Source organism: Streptomyces sp. NPDC050625 (assembly GCF_040654755.1).
GTDB lineage: Bacteria > Actinomycetota > Actinomycetes > Streptomycetales > Streptomycetaceae > Streptomyces.
Genome location: NZ_JBFAIQ010000019.1, coordinates 176465 through 193686, shown reverse-complemented (window position 1 = coordinate 193686; position 17222 = coordinate 176465). Strand labels below are relative to the sequence as shown.

At 70.4% G+C, this 17222-nt stretch carries 16 protein-coding genes, 1 pseudogene and 1 riboswitch; of the genes and pseudogenes, 7 read left to right on the top strand and 10 right to left on the bottom strand.

Going from position 1 to position 17222, the window contains the following annotated elements; genetic code table 11:
• Positions 1–639 (top strand): annotated as a pseudogene (locus tag AB0I54_RS32880) (2-oxoacid:ferredoxin oxidoreductase subunit beta); the annotation flags it as partial.
• A gap of 16 nt (positions 640–655) precedes the next feature.
• Here AB0I54_RS32880 and AB0I54_RS32875 read toward each other — a convergent pair.
• Positions 656–1075, bottom strand: coding sequence for a helix-turn-helix domain-containing protein (locus AB0I54_RS32875; protein WP_363299865.1), 420 nt, complete (start codon positions 1073–1075; stop codon positions 656–658).
• A 92-nt stretch (positions 1076–1167) separates the two neighbouring features.
• Here AB0I54_RS32875 and AB0I54_RS32870 point away from each other — a divergent pair, with 92 nt between their 5' ends.
• The 3 genes from AB0I54_RS32870 to AB0I54_RS32860 all read left to right on the top strand — a co-directional run bounded on the left by AB0I54_RS32870 (position 1168) and on the right by AB0I54_RS32860 (position 3612).
• Positions 1168–2022 carry an SDR family oxidoreductase gene (locus AB0I54_RS32870; RefSeq protein WP_363299864.1) on the top strand — a complete coding sequence of 285 codons (855 nt, stop codon included), beginning with the start codon at positions 1168–1170 and terminating at the stop codon, positions 2020–2022.
• Positions 2023–2161: 139 nt separating this feature from the next.
• Positions 2162–3130, top strand: coding sequence for an EamA family transporter RarD (gene rarD / locus AB0I54_RS32865; RefSeq protein WP_363299863.1), 969 nt, complete (start codon positions 2162–2164; stop codon positions 3128–3130).
• A 5-nt stretch (positions 3131–3135) separates the two neighbouring features.
• Entirely contained in the window at positions 3136–3612 is a 477-nt protein-coding gene (locus AB0I54_RS32860; protein ID WP_363299862.1) for a VOC family protein, read from the top strand.
• On the opposite strand, the gene AB0I54_RS32855 is transcribed toward AB0I54_RS32860, so the two are convergent.
• On the bottom strand, positions 3609–4904 hold the full coding sequence (locus AB0I54_RS32855) for a tetratricopeptide repeat protein (RefSeq protein WP_363299861.1): 1296 nt from the start codon (positions 4902–4904) through the stop codon (positions 3609–3611). The two genes, AB0I54_RS32860 and AB0I54_RS32855, sit on opposite strands and share 4 nt — an antisense overlap.
• 146 nt (positions 4905–5050) lie before the next feature.
• Here AB0I54_RS32855 and AB0I54_RS32850 point away from each other — a divergent pair, with 146 nt between their 5' ends.
• Both AB0I54_RS32850 and AB0I54_RS32845 read left to right on the top strand, forming a co-directional pair.
• Positions 5051–5590, top strand: coding sequence for a DUF6668 family protein (locus AB0I54_RS32850; protein WP_363299860.1), 540 nt, complete (start codon positions 5051–5053; stop codon positions 5588–5590).
• 103 nt (positions 5591–5693) lie between these two features.
• Positions 5694–6287 (top strand): NAD(P)H-dependent oxidoreductase, encoded by a 594-nt coding sequence (locus tag AB0I54_RS32845; RefSeq protein WP_363299859.1) that lies wholly within the window; start codon positions 5694–5696, stop codon positions 6285–6287.
• A 28-nt stretch (positions 6288–6315) separates the two neighbouring features.
• On the opposite strand, the gene AB0I54_RS32840 is transcribed toward AB0I54_RS32845, so the two are convergent.
• The 5 genes from AB0I54_RS32840 to AB0I54_RS32820 all read right to left on the bottom strand — a co-directional run bounded on the left by AB0I54_RS32840 (position 6316) and on the right by AB0I54_RS32820 (position 11819).
• Complete coding sequence (locus tag AB0I54_RS32840; RefSeq protein WP_363299858.1) at positions 6316–7212, bottom strand: ABC transporter permease; 897 nt, start codon at positions 7210–7212, stop codon at positions 6316–6318.
• Entirely contained in the window at positions 7199–8179 is a 981-nt protein-coding gene (locus tag AB0I54_RS32835) for an ABC transporter ATP-binding protein (RefSeq protein ID WP_363299857.1), read from the bottom strand. Before AB0I54_RS32835 ends, AB0I54_RS32840 begins: the two co-directional genes overlap by 14 nt.
• Positions 8180–8211: 32 nt before the next feature.
• A complete protein-coding gene (locus AB0I54_RS32830) occupies positions 8212–9471 on the bottom strand; it encodes a DUF2092 domain-containing protein (RefSeq protein WP_363299856.1) in 1260 nt (419 codons plus the stop codon).
• A gap of 238 nt (positions 9472–9709) precedes the next feature.
• Entirely contained in the window at positions 9710–10663 is a 954-nt protein-coding gene (locus AB0I54_RS32825) for a CHRD domain-containing protein (protein WP_363299855.1), read from the bottom strand.
• A 145-nt stretch (positions 10664–10808) separates the two neighbouring features.
• Complete coding sequence (locus AB0I54_RS32820; protein WP_363299854.1) at positions 10809–11819, bottom strand: polyprenyl synthetase family protein; 1011 nt, start codon at positions 11817–11819, stop codon at positions 10809–10811.
• Positions 11820–12671: 852 nt separating this feature from the next.
• Positions 12672–12853: riboswitch (cyclic di-AMP (ydaO/yuaA leader) on the top strand.
• A 5-nt stretch (positions 12854–12858) separates the two neighbouring features.
• Here AB0I54_RS32820 and AB0I54_RS32815 point away from each other — a divergent pair.
• A complete protein-coding gene (locus tag AB0I54_RS32815; RefSeq protein ID WP_363299853.1) occupies positions 12859–13344 on the top strand; it encodes a transglycosylase SLT domain-containing protein in 486 nt (161 codons plus the stop codon).
• A 49-nt stretch (positions 13345–13393) separates the two neighbouring features.
• Here AB0I54_RS32815 and AB0I54_RS32810 read toward each other — a convergent pair whose 3' ends face one another.
• From AB0I54_RS32810 to AB0I54_RS32800, 3 genes are all read right to left on the bottom strand, one after another.
• The gene (locus AB0I54_RS32810; protein WP_363299852.1) at positions 13394–14200 is read right to left on the bottom strand and encodes an HAD family hydrolase; all 807 of its coding nucleotides are present in this window, start codon (positions 14198–14200) and stop codon (positions 13394–13396) included.
• A gap of 273 nt (positions 14201–14473) precedes the next feature.
• Entirely contained in the window at positions 14474–15676 is a 1203-nt protein-coding gene (locus tag AB0I54_RS32805; protein WP_363299851.1) for an FAD-dependent oxidoreductase, read from the bottom strand.
• Between the two features lie 68 nt (positions 15677–15744).
• On the bottom strand, positions 15745–16992 hold the full coding sequence (locus AB0I54_RS32800) for an ATP-grasp domain-containing protein (RefSeq protein WP_363299850.1): 1248 nt from the start codon (positions 16990–16992) through the stop codon (positions 15745–15747).
• Positions 16993–17222: the final 230 nt, after the last annotated feature.

The window sequence follows — 17222 nt, the reverse complement described above, 5'->3', positions numbered from 1 at the left end:
CTCACCAAGGGCCAGTACTCCCCCACCTCCGAAGTCGGCAAGATCACCAAATCCACCCCGATGGGCTCCCTCGACGCGCCCTTCAACCCGGTCTCCCTGGCCATCGGCGCCGAGGCGTCCTTCGTCGCCCGCACCATCGACTCCGACCGCAAACACCTCACCTCGGTCCTGCGCGCCGCAGCCACCCACCCCGGCACCGCACTCATCGAGATCTACCAGAACTGCAACATCTTCAACGACGGCGCCTTCGACGCCCTCAAGGACCAGCAGACCGCCCAGGAAGCCGTCATCCGCCTCGAACACGGACAGCCCATCCGCTTCGGCCCCGACAACACCCGCGCAGTCGTACGCAACACCACCACAGGCGACCTGGAGATCGTCACCGTCACCCCCGACAACGAGGACCGGATCCTCGTCCACGACGCCCACACGGCATCCCCCACGACAGCGTTCGCCCTCTCCCGCCTCGCCGACCCGGACACCCTCCGTCACACCCCCATCGGGGTCTTCCGGTCGGTGGAGCGGCCGGTCTACGACACCGAGATGGCCGACCAGCTGGACACGGCGGTCGAGCAGAACGGCAAGGGAGACCTGGCCACGCTGCTGGCAGGCGGGGACACCTGGACGGTGATCGGCTGAGCCGGCCGACGCGCGTTCACGAGGCCCGGGACTGGGTTTCCCGGGCCTCGTCGTATGTCCGGCGGGCCTTTTCCACGTCGTCCATCCGGCTCTCGGTCCACAGCGCCAGCGCCCGCACCTGTTCCGCGGCCTCGCGGCCCAGGTCGGTCAGGGAATAGTCGACGCGGGGCGGGATGACCGGCTTGGCGTCACGATGGACCAGCCCGTCGCGCTCCAGGGTCTGGAGGGTCTGGGTGAGCATCTTCTCGCTGACCCGGCCGATCGCCCGGCGCAGCTCGCTGAAGCGGTACGGCCGGTCGAGGAGCTCGATCAGGACCAGGACGCCCCAGCGGCTGGTGACGTGCTCCAGGACCATGCGGTGAGGGCACATCGCCTCGCCGATCACGTACTTGGACGGCCCGCCCGCGGCCGATGTCCCCTCAGTACTTACTCTCATGCCAGTAACTTACTTCAAAGTGGGTACTTTCATGCAGTTAGTGCACCTCCTAGGGTTAGTGACAGCCGCACCCCACAAGGAGATTGCAGACCATGAGCATCGTCGTCACCGGAGCCACCGGACACCTCGGCCGCCACGTCGTGGAGCAGCTGCTGGAGAAGGTCCCGGCCGAGCAGATCACGGCCGTCGTGCGCGATGAGGCCAAGGCGGCCGACTTCGCTGCGCGCGGCGTGAAGATCGCCGTCGCGAACTACAACGAGCCCGAGACCTTCGACGGACTCTTCGCGTCCGGCGACAAGGTGCTGCTGATCTCCGGCAACGAGTTCGACAAGGGCCGTGTCCAGCAGCACCAGGTCGTCATCGACGCCGCCAGGGCGGCAGGCGTGGCGCTGCTGGCGTACACCAGCGCCCCCGGCAGCCTGACGGCCGCGCTCGCCGACGACCACCGGGCCACCGAAGAGCTGCTGCTCGCCTCGGGCCTGCCCTACACGCTGCTGCGCAACAGCTGGTACCACGAGAACTACACCGAGAACCTCGCCCCGGTGCTGGAGCACAACGCCGTCGTCGCGGCGGCCGGTGAGGGCCGCGTCTCCTCCGCCTCGCGCGCCGACTACGCGGCCGCCGCCGTCGCCGTGCTCACCGGCGAGGGCCACGAGAACCGGACGTACGAGCTGGGCGGCGACGAGGCCTGGAGCATGGCCGAGTACGCGGCCGAGCTGAGCCGGCAGACCGGCAAGGAGATCGGCTACAACTCCGTGCCCGCCGAGGTCCTCCAGGGCATCCTCACCGGCGCCGGTGTGCCCGAGCCGTTCGCCGTGATCCTGGCCGGCGTGGACGTGTCCATCGCGAGGGGCGAGCTGGTCATCTCCTCCGGCGACCTGGCCCGGCTGATCGGCCGCCCGACCGGCCCGTTCTCCGAGGCCATCACCGCCGCGCTCAAGGGCTGAGACTCCCCCACCGGGCCCGGGCGCGCCCGCACCCCCGCTGTAATGACCGTATAGCGATACGGGCATGACAGCAGGGGGTGCCCGGCGTTACCTTTCCTCCAGGCGGACAGGACGCGTGGAGTGTGAGCAGGAGGGGCCCGTGGCCGACATATCTAAGGGCGAGCGGCGGACAGGTCTGCTGAACGGCTTCGCGGCCTATGGGATGTGGGGGCTCGTTCCCCTCTTCTGGCCGCTGCTGAAGCCCGCCGGATCGGTGGAGATCCTCGCTCACCGGATGGTGTGGTCCCTCGCGTTCGTCGCCGTCGCGCTCGTCTTCGTACGGCGCTGGGCCTGGGCCGGGGAGCTGCTGCGGCAGCCGCGCCGGCTGGCCCTGGTCGGGTTGGCGGCAGCGGTGATCACGGTCAACTGGGGTGTGTACATCTGGGCCGTGAACGCCGGTCACGTCGTGGAGGCCTCGCTCGGGTACTTCATCAATCCCCTGGTCACCATCGCCATGGGCGTGCTGCTCCTGAAGGAGCGGCTGCGGCCCGTGCAGTGGGTGGCGGTGGGCGTCGGGTTCGCCGCCGTGCTCGTCCTGACCATCGGGTACGGGCAGCCGCCGTGGATCTCCCTGTGTCTCGCGTTCTCCTTCGCCACGTACGGGCTGGTGAAGAAGAAGGTCAACCTCGGCGGCATCGAGTCGCTGGCCGCCGAGACCGCGATCCAGTTCCTGCCCGCGCTCGGCTATCTGCTGTGGCTCACCGCGCGCGGCGACTCGACCTTCAGCACCGGCGGCACCGGGCACTCCACCCTGCTCGCCTCCACGGGAATCGTCACCGCCCTCCCGCTCGTCTGCTTCGGGGCGGCCGCGATCCGCGTCCCGCTGTCCACGCTGGGGCTGCTCCAGTACCTGGCCCCCGTCTTCCAGTTCCTGCTCGGCATCCTCTACTTCCACGAGGCCATGCCGCCCGAGCGCTGGGCCGGCTTCGCGCTGGTCTGGCTCGCGCTGTCGCTGCTCACCTGGGACGCCCTGCGCACCGCCCGCCGCAGCGCCCGCGCTCTCGCCGAACTCCGGGACAGCCGGATCCCCGCTTCCCGTGAGGAGGACACCCCCGTCGGCTATAAGTGAGCGGCATGACACAGACTCCGGACGCCACACCCGCCCCGCTGCACTGGAAGCTCGTCGTCGACGCAGCCGACCCGCATGCGCAGGCCGACTTCTGGGCCGCCGCGCTGCACTACGAGGTCGAGGACAACAGCGCGCTCGTCGAGCGGCTGCTGGAACTCGGCGCGCTGCCGGGTGAGGCCACGGTCGAGTTCCACGGCCGCGCGGCCTTCCGGGACCTGATCGCCGTACGGCACCCCGACGACCCGTACGACAAGGAACGCGGCATCGGGCTGGGGCGGCGGCTGCTGTTCCAGCGCGTCCCCGAGGCCAAGACCGTCAAGAACCGGCTCCATCTCGACCTGCACCCGGGTGAGGGACGGCGGGCCGACGAGGTCGAGCGGCTGAAGAGGCTGGGGGCGCGCGTGCTGCGGGAGGTGCGGGAGCCCTCCGGGGAGTGGGTGGTGATGGCGGACCCGGAGGGGAACGAGTACTGCGTCGCCTAGGCATTGCCGGGGCGTGCGGCCCTGCGGGCGCGTTCGGTGAGGCGGCCCATGCGGTTGTGCGCGGACTCCAGCTGCTCGATGTCGTCGGCGGCCGGGCCCTCCTCGGCGGTCAGCTCCGTCCACAGCGCGAGCAGTTCCCGGCCCAGGCTCAGGCCCTGCTCGGGGTCGCGTACGGCGCGCCAGGCCGCGGCCGCGCTCTGCACGTTGCCGTACGCCCCCTCGGCGTCGCCGGCCTGGCGGCGCCGGCGGGCGAGGTCGAGCGAGAGCCGGAAGGCGCGGAGCGGGTCGCCGGCCAGATAGGCGATGTAGGCGGTCAGCTCGCGCAGATGGAGCACCTCGGGGTGGTCCGGGCCGAGCAGGGCCGAGGCCTCCGCGACCGTGCGCTGCGCCAGCTCGGCAGCGGAATCGATCCGGCCCGCCTTGACGGCCTCGTTGATCCGCGTCATCGGCTCGGTGAGGAGCGCGGCACCCTCCTCGGTGGTGGTCACGGGACCATCGCCGAGCACCTCTTCGGCCACGGCGTCGAAGCCGCGGGCGGGGGTGGGCTTGGGGTCGGGGTCGGGTTCGGTGACGTAATCGGGGGCGGGGGGCCGGGTGGCCGGGGATGCGACGACCGCCTTCGGCTTTGCGTCCGGCTCGGGTAGGGCGATCGGTTCCGGTACGGCGACAGGCTCCGGTCCGGCGACCGGTCCCGGCTCGGTGCTCATGACGGGCGGCGGGCCGAACACTCCGGTCGGCATCTGGACGATCCCGGGGGCCACGGGCTCCACGCTCGCCGCCGCCTCTGGCACCGCCCGCAGCGGAAACGTCGGCACGGCATCCCGCACCGGCTCATCGACCGACCGCAGCACATGGGTGGGCTTGTCCGAAGCGACCCGCTTACGCAGCGAAGCGACCCGCTCAGGCAACGGAGCCACCCGGTCAGGCAGCGAAGCGACCCGCTCGGGCAACGGTGCCACCCGCTCCGCCGGCGGAGCCACCCGCTCGGGCAGCGGAGCCATCCGCAGCGGTTCCCCCGCGAAACGGCTGGAACCGTCCGCCTCCACCTGGAGCGGGACGACGTAACCGATGCGGGCGTCGTGGACCGAGGCGAGTATGGGGCGGCCGGCCGCGAGGACCAGGCCGTGGAGGTGGTTCAGGACGGCCTGCTGGATCTCCTCGCCGGGCCCCGCCACGACCGGTACGCCGGCGACCGACGCGCCGCCCGTACCCGAAACGCGGACATCCACCGGTTCCGCCGGGAAGGCGGCCGGCTGCTGTTCCCGCTTCTTCTCGTGGCTGAGTCGAGACATCGGTCCCCTCACTCCCCCGGCGTCACGATCCGGTCGTACACCTGCGTACTGTCGAGTGTCTCCTGTCGCTACGGTTCCCACGTCACCGCGATGTCACAGACTCGCACCAGGCGCTGACACGCCATCGGAACAGGAGGAGCGAAAGAATGCAGCCAGGCGGGCAGCAGGGGCCGGAGATCTGGATCCGTGGACCGGTCGCCGTACCGGAGCGGGAGCGGCATCCGGAACCGGACCGGATGTGGGGGACTCCCGCGCACGGGCCCCGCGCCGCCCGGCACTTCTCCTGGGTCGGCACGCACGGCGGCGCCGGTACCAGCACTCTCGCGGCGGTGTACGGCGGCCGGGACTGCAGGCGCGACTGGCCCGGGCCGGACGCCCCGCCGTCGGTACTGCTCGTGGCGCGGACCCACGCGACCGGGCTGGCCCGTGCCACGCAAGCCGTCGAGACGTTCCGGCAGGGCGCCGCACCGGCCGGCCTCGACCTGGACGCCGTGGTGCTCGTCGCGGACGCCCCGGGGCGGCTGCCGCGCCAACTGGACCGGCAGGTCAAGGTGATCGAGTCGGTCGTCGACGTGTACCGCGTGCCCTGGGTGGACGACTGGCGCCTGGGCGATCTGAGCGGCGGGGCGCCGCGGGGGACCGATGCGCTGGTGCGGTTGACCGGGGCAGCGGGCGGCGGACGGTAGTCGCGCGGGAGCCCCCTTCACAAAATGCTTGCGTATGCATATGATGCATGTGCTTGTATTGCTCGTACGCCGTACGCCGTACGCCGATCCTCCTGGGGGAACCATGACTCGCCGCTTCCTCTTCGTGCTGGGCAGCGCCCGCGCCGACGGGAACTCCGAGCTGCTGGCCCGCAAGGCCGCCGAGCAGCTGCCCGCCGAGGTGGAGCGGCAGTGGATCAGCCTCGCCGAACACCCGCTGCCCGACTTCGTGGACCAGCGGCACGACAGCGACCATGTGCGGCCCGCCTCCGGCAGCACCACCGGCCTGTTCCTGGACGCCACGCTCGCGGCGACGGACATCGTGATCGTCTCGCCGCTGTACTGGTACTCGGTGTCCTCCCAGACCAAGCGCTACTTGGACCACTGGTCGGGCTGGCTGCGCACCCCCGGCGTGGACTTCAAGGCGACCCTGGCCGGGCGCACGCTCTGGGGCGTCACCGCGCTCGCGCACGCGGAGCCGGAGGTGGCCGATCCGCTGGTCGGTCTGCTCAGCAACTCGGCCGCGTATCTGAGGATGCGTTTCGGCGGGGTGCTGCTGGGCAACGGCAGCGCGCCCGGGGACGTACTGCGGGACACGGAGGCGCTGAGGCGCGCGAAGACGTTCTTCGCGCGGGAGGCGCCGCTCGCGCGGTTCCCCTACGAGACGGCGGCCGCCTGAGCCCTGTGCGGCACCGGTGCCGGTACCGCTAGGCGCTGATGTCCTTCGTCGTGAACCGCGCCCAGGCCGCCGAGCCGAACACCGCGGCGTACAGGGCCTGCAGACCCAGGTTCTTGACCAGGTCGTCCCAGTAGACGGGGTCGCGCATCAGGTCGGCGAAGGACAGCCAGTAGTGGGAGAAGAAGTACGGCTGGAGCGCGTGCAGTTGGGGTATCTGGTCGAGGATCTGGACGGTGATCAGCAGGCCCACCGTGGTCGCCATCGCCGCGATCCCGCTGTTGGTCAGCGTCGAGATGAACAGGCCGAGGGCCGCGATCCCGGTCAGTGACGCGGCGACGACCAGGGCGATCAGCAGGGCCCGGCCGAGGCCTTCGCCGAAGCCGATCCGGGTGCCGGAGATGGTCGTCAGGTCGCCGAGCGGGAAGAGCAGCGCGCCCACCGCCAGCGCGGAGACCGCGACCACCAGGGTGGCCAGCAGGCAGAAGGCCATGGTGGTCGCGTACTTGGTGAGCAGGAGGCGGGTGCGGCCCGCGGGGGCGACCAGGAGGTAGCGCAGGGTGCCCGCGTTGGCCTCGCCCGCGATCGCGTCGCCCGCGACGACGCCGATCGCCATCGGGAGGAAGAACGGGAGTGTCGCCGCCAGCGCGGTGAACACGAGGAACAGGCCGTTGTTGGTGATCTGCGCGATGAAGGCGGGCCCTTCGCCGCCGCCGCGGCCGGCCTGCGCACCGCCCCGCGTCTCGATCTTCACCGCGATCCCGACCAGGATCGGCACTCCCGCAAGCACCCCCAGCAGGGCGAGCGTGCGCCAGCGGCGGAGGGTGGTGAGCAGCTCACTGCGCAGCAGACCGAACGTCCACAGCGGATTCGGGGCGCGTACGGCGGTCTTCTCCACCTGCGCCGGCACGAGTTCAGCCTGCGACATCGAAGCCCTCTCCGGTCAGTGCCACGAAGGCGTCCTCCAGCGAGGCCCGTTCGACCGCGAAGCCGCGCACGCGCACCCCGGCCGCCACCAACGCGGCGGTCAGGTCGGCGAGTTCACCGGTCGGCGGCTCTCCGGTCACCCGGTCCTCGGCCATGACGACATCGGCGACCCCCCGTTCCTTCAGCACCCGCGCCGCGTCCTCGGTGTCCGGCGTGGTGACCACCAGCCGGCCTCGCGCGCCGGCCGCCAGGTCCGCCACCGCGCCCTGGGTGATGAGCCTGCCCTGCGCCATGACCGCCGCGTGCGTGCACACCTGCTCGATCTCGTCGAGGAGGTGGGAGGAGAGGAAGACGGTGGTGCCGTCGGAGGCCAGTTCCCTCACCAGGGACCGGATTTCGCGCATGCCCTGAGGGTCGAGCCCATTGGTCGGCTCGTCGAGGACGAGGAGTCTGCGGGGCTGGAGCAGCGCGGCCGCGAGTCCCAGGCGCTGCTTCATGCCCAGGGAGTACGCCTTCGCCTTCTTGCCGGCGGCGGCCGTCAGGCCCACCCGGTCCAGTGCCGCCGCGACGCGGGTGCGCCGGGTGCGCGGGTCGGCGGTCGGGTCGGCGGCGTCGTACCGCAGGAGGTTGTCGCGGCCGGAGAGGAAGCCGTACAGGGCGGGCCCCTCGATGAGCGCGCCGACGTGCGGCAGCACGGCGCGTGTGGACCGGGGCATGGGACGCCCGAGTACCCGCGCCGTGCCGGAGGTGGGCTCGATGAGCCCCATCAGCATGCGGATGGTGGTGGTCTTGCCGGAGCCGTTCGGACCGAGGAAGCCGAAGACGCTGCCCGCCGGGACGGTCAGGTCGAGACCGTCCACGGCGAGCTGTCCGCCGCGGTAGCGCTTGGTGAGGCCGCGGGTTTCGATGACGCGCGGTTCCGCGTCCCCCGCCTCGGTCTCCCGCTCCGTGGCGGACGGTTCGTCCATCGGCTCCCTCGATTCGTCGTGCCGCAGGGTACCTACTTCGCCGCGTTCGCCGCCTGGACCAGGGCGTCCTTGGTCACGGCACCGACGTAGACCTTGCCGTCGTCCGTGATCAGGGCGTTGATCAGGCGGGTGGAGAAGACCGTGCCCTTGCCGAACTTGCCGTGCACCTGGTCGCCCAGCGAGCCGAGGAAGCCGCCCAGGTCGCCGCCGCCGGCGGCGGAGCCGGACGGCAGGCCGCCCTTGCTGCCGGTGTCGAAGGTGGCGATGGAGTTCCAGCCCTTGCCGAGGACGTCGAAGCCCTCGTCACCCTTGAAGCCCTTGGCGCCCTTGAGACCCTCGGCGCCCTTGAAGCCCTCGGCTCCCTTGGTGAAGTCGTCGCCCGGCTTCAGGGAACCCTTCCCGGGCGCCTTCGACGCCTGGTCCTCCTCGGTGACCTTCGCACCCTTGGGCGGGGTGAAGTCGAAGGTCGAGGCGGCCGGCTTGGCGAAGCTGACCTGGGTGAAGCCCGCGTCGACCACGGCCGCGCCGCCGCTGTTCGGGGTGAGGGTGAACTTCAGCGGAAGCCCGGTCTTCGCGTCGACGGCGATGCTGATCGCGCCGACGGTGGTGCCGGACTGCTTGGGCTTGACGAGCAGCTTGTAGGCGTCCCGGCCGGCCACCTGCACGGTGCCGTCGACGGTCACCGACGTGGTGTCGTCCACCGACTTGAGGGCCTCGTCGGCGAAGTCCTTGGGCGTGGCGGGCGGTTCGCTCCCCTTGTCCTTGCCCTGCTCGTCGGCCTTGCCGTGGTACACCTCGTTGGACTTGCTGTCGTAGCCCCACACGTCCTTGCCGTTGTGGATGAGGCTGTACTCGGCGGCGCTCTCGATCAGCGAGAGCTTCTGCCGGTCCGGGCCGTCCGCGGCGACGCGCAGGGTGTGCGTGCCGCTGACGAGTTCGGTCAGCTTGGACGTCGGGTCGGCGGACGAACCGTCACCCGACGGGCCCGCGCCGGAGAGCAGCCCGCTCTCCAGGCCGCCGAGGTCGGGGAGCCCGAGGTCCGTGCTGACCTTCACCGTGCCGGACAGCTGCTGCACGTCCGACTTGGCGATCTTCTCGATGAGCTGCTGCGCGGTGATCTTCGGCAGATCGGGGTCACCGGAGTCGGCGAGCGCCGGGACCAGCCCGATGGTCGCCGCCGCCACCCCCACCACCGCGACCGGTACGACGTACCGGGCGGCCTTGCGACGTCCCGAGCGCAGGTCGTCGACCTCCGTCGCGCCCGTGGTGCCGTCGGATTCGTACGGTGCCATGTGTGCCTTACCTCCGTCGTCGGCGGCGGCTGTCCTCGCACTCTGTCCCACCCTGAGCCGCCATTCTCACCCGAATCGGTGAGGAGTGGTGATTTCCGTGGTTTCCAGTTGACCAAATCGGCCGTGCGGAAGCGTCAGCCCGCGGGCTCAACTCCGTGTACGACTGGGGTATGACACACGGAGGCGGCGCCTCCCCCGACCCGTAGGGGTCGGTCGCGTGGGAGACGCCGCTGTCGGCTCAGTGCGTGCGCACGAACACGTAGTCCGCCTGGTAGGGCACGCCGACGATCTCGCCCGGTGTGCAGGAGCCGGCCGGGGCGAGCCCGCCGACGGTGTTCAGCCGCAGGATCTCACCGGTGCCGGCGAGCAGCCCGTGGTACTTGCCCGACTGCGTGGCCCTGAGGTCCAACTCGGGGATGTTGCCGTCGCCGTTGGGCGTCTTGGCGATCAGGGCGCCCGTGACGGCGCTCCCGTCCGGCGCGGTCCACTGCGGTGCGCCGGAGTTGGGCTTCACGAAGGAGTGCCGGATGTGGCCGCCGAGCCGGGCGCTGACGTCACGCTGCCCGAAGGCGTATCCACCGCCCTCGGCCGCCTTGCACTCGTAGATCTGCTTCCCCTTGACGACGGAGGCCTGGAAGCTGCCGAGAACGTGCCGGAAGTCGGTGGCGGTGGTGACCTTGTGGAGCTGTCCGCGGACGGCTCCACCCGGGAACGTCGCGGTGTGGAGATTGGCGTAGAAGGAACCGGGGTCCTCGGTGAGCCGCTTGAGCAGGGCGGGGTCGTTCACCTTGACGGTGCCGGTGAGGCTGTGCCGCCCCTGGGGAGCCTTGCCGAGCAGCTTCCCGAAGTTGATCTTGACGCCGCCGTTGGTGCCCTTGGCGCCCTCGTGGATGTGCAGATCGGTGGGCCTGCCGGTGCCGCGCCAGGCCACGGCGACGGACACCTTGTCCCCCTTGACCTCGATGAACTCCAGCGCCGCGCCGTCCTTGTCCCCCACGGCGGGGCCGCCCTGGACCGGCACCTCGTTGGCGCCCCGGAGGCTTGCGACGAGGATGGTCGTTTCCTTGCCGGTGTGACTCTCGGTGGCGGCGGCCGGGATCGCCGCGGCGGCGACACCGGCGGACGCGGCGATCGCGACGGCGGTGGCGACGAGGCCCTTGCGGCGCGCGATGAACGTTCCGTTCATACCCATGATTCGGTTTTCTCCCCGTATGCGGCTGACGCCCCCTGCGTCAGCTTCTGGGCATGGGTACGGAAGGGATCTCAGATTAGACTCAGTCCACAAATGCGAGGTGCGTCACACTGTTCGGGACGTCCGTCACACCGTTCGGCGGGAACTACCCGGCCCGATGCACCACCGCGTCGCACAGTTCGAGCAGGGCGGCCTTGGCGTCGCACTCCGGCAGCGGGGCCAGCGCCGCCCGCGCGTCCTCCGCATAGCGCACGGTGTCGCGCCGGGCCTGCTCCAGCGCCGGATGGTCACGGAGGGCGGCCAGCGCCTCGGCGTGGCGCGCGTCGTCGGTCAGGTCGGAGTCGAGGAGCTCGCACAGCGCGATGTCCTCGGCCAGCCCCAGCCGCTGCGCCCGCTCCCGCAGCCGCAGCACCGGAAGGGTCGGGATGCCCTCACGCAGATCGGTGCCCGGCGTCTTGCCGGACTCGCGCGAGTCGGACGCGATGTCGAGCACGTCGTCCGCCAGCTGGAAGGCGACACCGAGCCGCTCGCCGTACTGGGTGAGCACGTCGACGACCGTCTCGTCGGCCCCCGACATCATCGCCCCGAACCGGCAGGACACCGCCACAAGCGAGCCCGTCTTGCCGCCCAGCACGTCCAGGTAGTGCTCGACCGGGTCCCGGCCGTCCGAGGGCCCCGCGGTCTCCAGGATCTGCCCAGTGACCAGCCGCTCGAACGCGAGGGCCTGGACCCGCACCGCCTCGGGACCGAGGTCGGCGAGGATCTGCGAGGCACGGGCGAACAGGAAGTCACCCGTGAGGACGGCGACCGAGTTGCCCCAGCGGGTGTTCGCGCTCTCGACACCGCGGCGGACCGCGGCCTCGTCCATCACGTCGTCGTGGTACAGCGTCGCGAGGTGAGTCAGCTCGACGACGACGGCCGAGGGCACGACACCCGGCGCGTACGGGTCGCCGAACTGGGCCGCGAGCATCACGAGCAGCGGCCGGAACCGCTTCCCGCCCGCCCTCACCAGGTGCTGGGCGGCCTCCGTGATGAACGGGACCTCGCTCTTGGTGGCTTCGAGCAAGCCTTCCTCGACAGCCGCCAATCCGGCCTGGACATCGGCTTCCAGAGCCTGGTCCCGCACGCTCAGCCCGAACGGCCCGACGACGGTCACGTGGGGTCTCCTGTCTGCTGGTGTCTGCTGGCGATTACACGGTTTGTCGATAGGTCGCTGCCATCACTCAAGTCAGCGTATCCGGTCAGGTTTCGATCACCGATAGCGCCCACCGTTACAGCCCAGGCGGTATCGGAGCACGACCGGTATGTTCTTGATCAGTGGATAAGGATTGATTTTTATCGACTCACCATGATGTGACACTGCTTGTCCCTATATACCCTCATACACCCGGTCCACCGGGACTCGGCTGTACGCGCGCATATGGCGACCCCTGACGGACGAACCCTGGCAAACGGGCCACGGCTACGCCTCCGTCCGGGTGGAAGTCCGCGGGTGCGGACGGGTAGGCGGGGACGGAGGCGACCGACGGCCGGCACGCACGCCCGGGGGACCACGTCACTCGCCTTCGCGCGCCGGCCGCCCGGCCCGACGATCACCTTCGAGGTGCCGGAGCGGGCACTCGGGCATCACCTGTGACGCGGAACACCTCCCCGTCCGCGACGAAGTCGTCCGCACGGAGGGCGGCGAGACGGTGGTCCACCGGACGCGGGAGAGGCGCGTCCCACGGACGCCCGCGAACCCCCTGTGACCTGCATGTCTGATTTGCCGTGAATGTTATTCCGTGAGTTGGGTCACGCCGCCCTATGTCGCCCCACATCCGGCCAAACACCCGTTTGCCCTTTTCCCATCGGCCAGTTGAGGCTGTGCAACCGCAAAGGATCAAGTGCCCCATACGCCTCAACCCAAGGTCAATTGGTGCGTTCTGTGAATCAGGTACTTGTTCCCGACATGTGCTCTCGCATAGCTTCCGGGCCAGTCAGGCGGACGCCGAATCCTGCCGCCGCCGGACGTAACCCATCGACGTACTCATTCGCGTAGGCAGGAGCGGGGGACCCAGGTAGGCCGCCGGACCGGACGACCCATGTCGCACGGAACGGCTCGGGGTGAAGTCGCGCAGCCTCAGGGCGGCACGGCCGGGCACCTCCCCGCCCGAACCCGACAGCTCACCTCGCAGGCGACGGAGAGGAAATCCCCCATGGCCGCTGCCGCTCAGTCCCGCCGCACCACCCGCCTCGTTCGCAAGCTCGCCGTCGCCGGCACCGGCGCCGCGGTGCTCGCCCTCCCGCTCATCGGCGCGACCACGGCCTCGGCCGCCCCCGCCACCACGCCCGCCGCGGCCGAAACGACCCTGGCCGGCTACCCGAACAACCTCGACGGCTGGATCCGCGAGTCCCTCGCCATCATGAAGGAAAGGCACATTCCGGGCACGTACAACGGCATCTACCGCAACATCATGCGTGAGTCGTCGGGCAACCCGCGGGCCATCAACCTGTGGGACTCCAACGCGGCCAAGGGCATCCCGTCCAAGGGTCTGCTCCAGGTCATCGACCCGACGTTCAACGCGTACCACGTGGTCGGAACGTCGTTCGACATCTACGACCCGGTCGCGAACATCACCGCCGCCTGCAACTACGCGGCCGCGCGGTACGGCTCGATGGACAACGTCAACGGCGCGTACTGACGGACGCCACGGGGCGCGTGCTGACGGATCTCCCCCCGCGACGGGAGAGCTAGGCAAAGAGTCTTTCGAGGACGACGGCGATGCCGTCGTCCTCGTTCGACAAGGTGATCTCGTCGGCCACCGCCTTGAGTTCGGGGTGGGCGTTGGCCATCGCCACACCGCGGGCGGCCCAGTCGAACATCGGGATGTCGTTGGGCATGTCCCCGAAGGCGATGGCCTGCCGGGCACTCAGCCCCAGGTGTTCGGCGGCCAGCGCCAGACCGGTCGCCTTCGTGATACCGCACGGCTGGAGTTCGACGGTCCCCGGCCCGGACATGGTGACCGTCGCCAGAGAACCCACGACGTCCCGGGCGGTCGCCGCCAACTCGTCGTCGGACAGGGCGTGATGGCGCAACAGGACCTTGCTGATGGGTTCGCACCACAGATCGTCGCGCCGCGGGACCCGTACGGCGGGCAGGGTCGGGTGCGGCATCAGATACCCCGGCTCGATGAGCGTGAGCCCGTCCACCCCGTCCTGGTCGACGGCCGCGTACACCTGACCCACCTCGGCCTCGATCTTGCCGAGCGCGGTCTCGGCCAACTCCCGGTCCAGGGTGACCGACCACAGCAGTCGGTCCGCGCCGGCGTCGTACAACTGCGCGCCCTGTCCGCACACCGCGAGTCCCCTGCTGCCGAGTTCGTCGAGCAGCGGCCGCACTCTCGGCGCCGGGCGCCCCGTCACCACGAGATGCTGCGCACCGGCCTCCACCGTCCGCGCGAGGGCCGCGCGGGAGCGGTCGGAGAGGGTGTCGTCGCCGCGGAGCAGCGTTCCGTCCAGGTCGGTGGCGACGAGTGAATAAGCGGGGGGAGCGGCCATGATCAGAGAATACGGACAACATGCCGCTGCGACTCACCCCCGTCCCAGCCGTTGTTCTCGACCCCAAGGGGTCCGCGCAAAGACGCCGCTGCCACCGTCCGTCGTCAGTGGTACGCGTCAGGTTGCTGTCACCGCGCCGAGGGAGCTGGAGTTGAGGCCCGAGATCTACGCCCTCTTCTTCCGCATCCGGCGCATCGACTACGACGAGCGCCACCCCAGGCCGCCCGCCCTGCCGGGACTCCTGCCCTCAACTCCTGCTCTCCGCCCCTGCGTTCAGCCGTGCACCGTCGCCAGGTGCTTGGCCAGCCGCGGGGAGGCGAACTCGGTGCCGCAGACGAAGCGCATCACCGGGCCGAAGGAGCCGGCGGCCGGGAGGCCGGTGAAGTAGAGGCCGGGGACCGAGGAGACAAAGCCGGTGCCGAGCTTCGGGGTGCCGCGGCTGACCGCGAGCCGGGTGCGCAGCTCATGGCCCAGGAAGTCCATGGCCGCGACGTTCACGCGGTAGCCGGTGGCCGCGACGACATGGTCGGCGGTGAGCCCCTGGGTGGCGCCGGCGAGGGTGCGGACCGTGAGGAGCGGGCTGCCGTCGGAGACGTCCGCGCCGACCAGCCGCTCGACCTCCTGGACCTGCACCTTGCCCTCGAAGCGGTCGCGCAGCCACCACGCGCCGAGCGGGCCGAGGACCCGGCGGACCAGATAGTGGCGGGCCTGGGCCGGGAGGTAGCGGTAGGGGTGGGGGTAGTAACTGAGGGCCCACAGGGACCAGGCCCGGCCGAAGGGGGACTCCGGGCGCAGCTTCGGCTGCTTCCAGGGCGGGGCTCCGAAGGCGACCTTGCCGCGGCCGCGCGCGACCACGCGCACCTGTGCGCCCGCCTCCGCCGCCAGGGCGGCCGTCTCCAGCGCGGACTGGCCGGCGCCGATGACGATCAGCTCCTTGCCCTTGAAGGTGCTGAGGTCGTGGTGCTGTGAGCTGTGGGACACCGGGCCCGTGGGCGTGGGTCCGTCCGCCGCGGCATTCGCCAGCTCCGCCGGGAGGTGGGCCAGGCCGGACAGCCCGGTCGCGACCACGACCGCGCGGGCCGTGAACAACTCCCCCGAGTCCAGCTTGAGCTCGAAGCCGCCGCCCGTGCCCTGGTCCACGGAGACCACCCGTACCCGCTCCAGTTCGGGCAGGAGATTCCGCTGGAACCACTCGCCGTAGGAGATGAAGGTCTCTACCGGGATGAGGTCCTCGTCGGTCACCAGCCGGCGGATGCCCGCCGCGTCGCAGTAGTCGGCGAGGGTGTGGCCCCGCTGGGGGCAGTCGATGCTGGAGGCCGCCGGGGTCGACTTGAGGATCATTCCGGCGGGCATGTGGTCGCGCCAGCTCACCATGGGATCGCCGAAGACGCGCACGGGGATGCCACGCGCTCGCAGATGGGCGGCGGTGGACAGGCCGAATGGTCCGGCACCGAGGACTGCTACCGGTTGAATCACGAAGTCCCTCCCCAGGACGTCATTTCGTCACTTCGTGGTCCGGTACGGACGGTCGGGACGAGGAACGTCTAGCTGCCCGAACCGGTCGTACTGCCACGGCGGTTGGTGCGCCACAGCTGGTAAAGATGCTTCGCGCCCGGTCGCACGAAGCGGGCGAGCATCGTGAAGAAGGGCAGCGGATCGTCACCCGCGAGCCAGGCCAGCTCCGTCCCGCTCGGCCGCGCCGGCGCGTGCGGCGTCGTATAGCCGCTGCGGCGGTAGGCGAGGAGGGCGGGGAGGTCGATGTTCTCCACGATGTACCGGTGGCCGGCGCGCTGTTCCCCCTCCGGAACGGTGCGCCCGGTCAGATTCAGATGCATGGCGCGTACGACGTCCACCCCCGACTCGTTCTCGAAGAGGCGGAACTGGGCGCCCATGCGCGGGTTGAAGTCGAGGAGTTTGTACTGTCCGTCGCGGCGGTCGAAGCGCAGGTCGAGGTCGATGATGCCGCTGAAGCCGATCTGCTTGATGAAACGTGTGGCGAGGTCCGCGAGTTCCGGGTTGTCGACGACATAGGCGTTCGCCGTCATGCCCGCGTGCGGCGGCCACGAGCGGACCTTGACGCCGGTGAACATTGCGAGCGGGGCCGAGTCGGCGTCGAAGCAGGCGTGCACGATCCAGTCCTCGGCCTCCTCCCTCGGCAGGTACTCCTGGAGGATCACTCCGGGGTGCTCGCCCCAGTCGCGGGCGAGCGTGAGCAGTCCCTCGCGGGTGGCGATCCGCGTGGTGCCGTTCACGGCGGGCCGTTTGCGCCGTACGAACGCCTCGCGGTTCTTGGCCACCACCGGGAAGCGGGCCTTCTCGGCGAAGTCCACGATCTCGTCGTACGACTGCGGGAAGGACGCCGTCGGGCTGGGGATGCCGTGTTCCATGCACAGTTCGTGCAGTCCCTGCTTGCTGGCCAGGCGGCGCGGCAGTCCGGGGTCGACGGGCGGGAAGAGGAAGGTGTCCTTGAGCGCGTCCTGGTGCTCGGCGATCAGGACGGCGGCCTCTTCGTCGGTGGGGACGAGCACAGTGCGGCGGCCGATGCGGGCGCCGATGCGGAGCAGCCCCGCCACGAGGTATTCCGGCTCCTCGGCACCGCTCGTCGGCCAGACGAACGCGCGTTTGAGATACCGGGAGGAGGCCGCGGGGGTGTAGCGGTCCTCGGTGATCGCGTACATGGGGACACCCAGACGGCCCAGACTACGGATCGCGCCGACGCCACCGTGGTGCAGCGGGTAGTCGCCGAACTTGACGATCAGGCCCGGCACAGTACGGTCCGCCTCGAAAGGCACGCTGACGGCATTCCTGGCCACGGGTCCCCCCACGCGTCCCCCTACGGACCGGATCGACCCCGTCCGTGTCCCCCAAAGGACGCTAAGCCGGAATTGGCCCCTCCGACAAGGCCTATTCGGACATTGCGAACTCTTTAGACACTGCCGAAGAGGGGCACGCCCCCGTAACGTGTGGCGCGACCACATGGAACGTATGGCCATGCATGGCACGGATGAGAGCGAGGCAGAAC

Excerpts from the sequence above, each read along its gene's own strand:
- AB0I54_RS32875 (WP_363299865.1), bottom strand. The coding sequence starts at position 1,075 with ATGAGAGTAAGTACTGAGGGGACATCGGCCGCGGGCGGGCCGTCCAAG.
- AB0I54_RS32870 (WP_363299864.1), top strand. The coding sequence starts at position 1,168 with ATGAGCATCGTCGTCACCGGAGCCACCGGACACCTCGGCCGCCACGTC.
- AB0I54_RS32860 (WP_363299862.1), top strand. The coding sequence starts at position 3,136 with ATGACACAGACTCCGGACGCCACACCCGCCCCGCTGCACTGGAAGCTC.
- AB0I54_RS32855 (WP_363299861.1), bottom strand. The coding sequence starts at position 4,904 with ATGTCTCGACTCAGCCACGAGAAGAAGCGGGAACAGCAGCCGGCCGCC.
- AB0I54_RS32850 (WP_363299860.1), top strand. The coding sequence starts at position 5,051 with ATGCAGCCAGGCGGGCAGCAGGGGCCGGAGATCTGGATCCGTGGACCG.
- AB0I54_RS32845 (WP_363299859.1), top strand. The coding sequence starts at position 5,694 with ATGACTCGCCGCTTCCTCTTCGTGCTGGGCAGCGCCCGCGCCGACGGG.
- AB0I54_RS32840 (WP_363299858.1), bottom strand. The coding sequence starts at position 7,212 with ATGTCGCAGGCTGAACTCGTGCCGGCGCAGGTGGAGAAGACCGCCGTA.
- AB0I54_RS32835 (WP_363299857.1), bottom strand. The coding sequence starts at position 8,179 with ATGGACGAACCGTCCGCCACGGAGCGGGAGACCGAGGCGGGGGACGCG.
- AB0I54_RS32830 (WP_363299856.1), bottom strand. The coding sequence starts at position 9,471 with ATGGCACCGTACGAATCCGACGGCACCACGGGCGCGACGGAGGTCGAC.
- AB0I54_RS32825 (WP_363299855.1), bottom strand. The coding sequence starts at position 10,663 with ATGGGTATGAACGGAACGTTCATCGCGCGCCGCAAGGGCCTCGTCGCC.
- AB0I54_RS32815 (WP_363299853.1), top strand. The coding sequence starts at position 12,859 with ATGGCCGCTGCCGCTCAGTCCCGCCGCACCACCCGCCTCGTTCGCAAG.
- AB0I54_RS32810 (WP_363299852.1), bottom strand. The coding sequence starts at position 14,200 with ATGGCCGCTCCCCCCGCTTATTCACTCGTCGCCACCGACCTGGACGGA.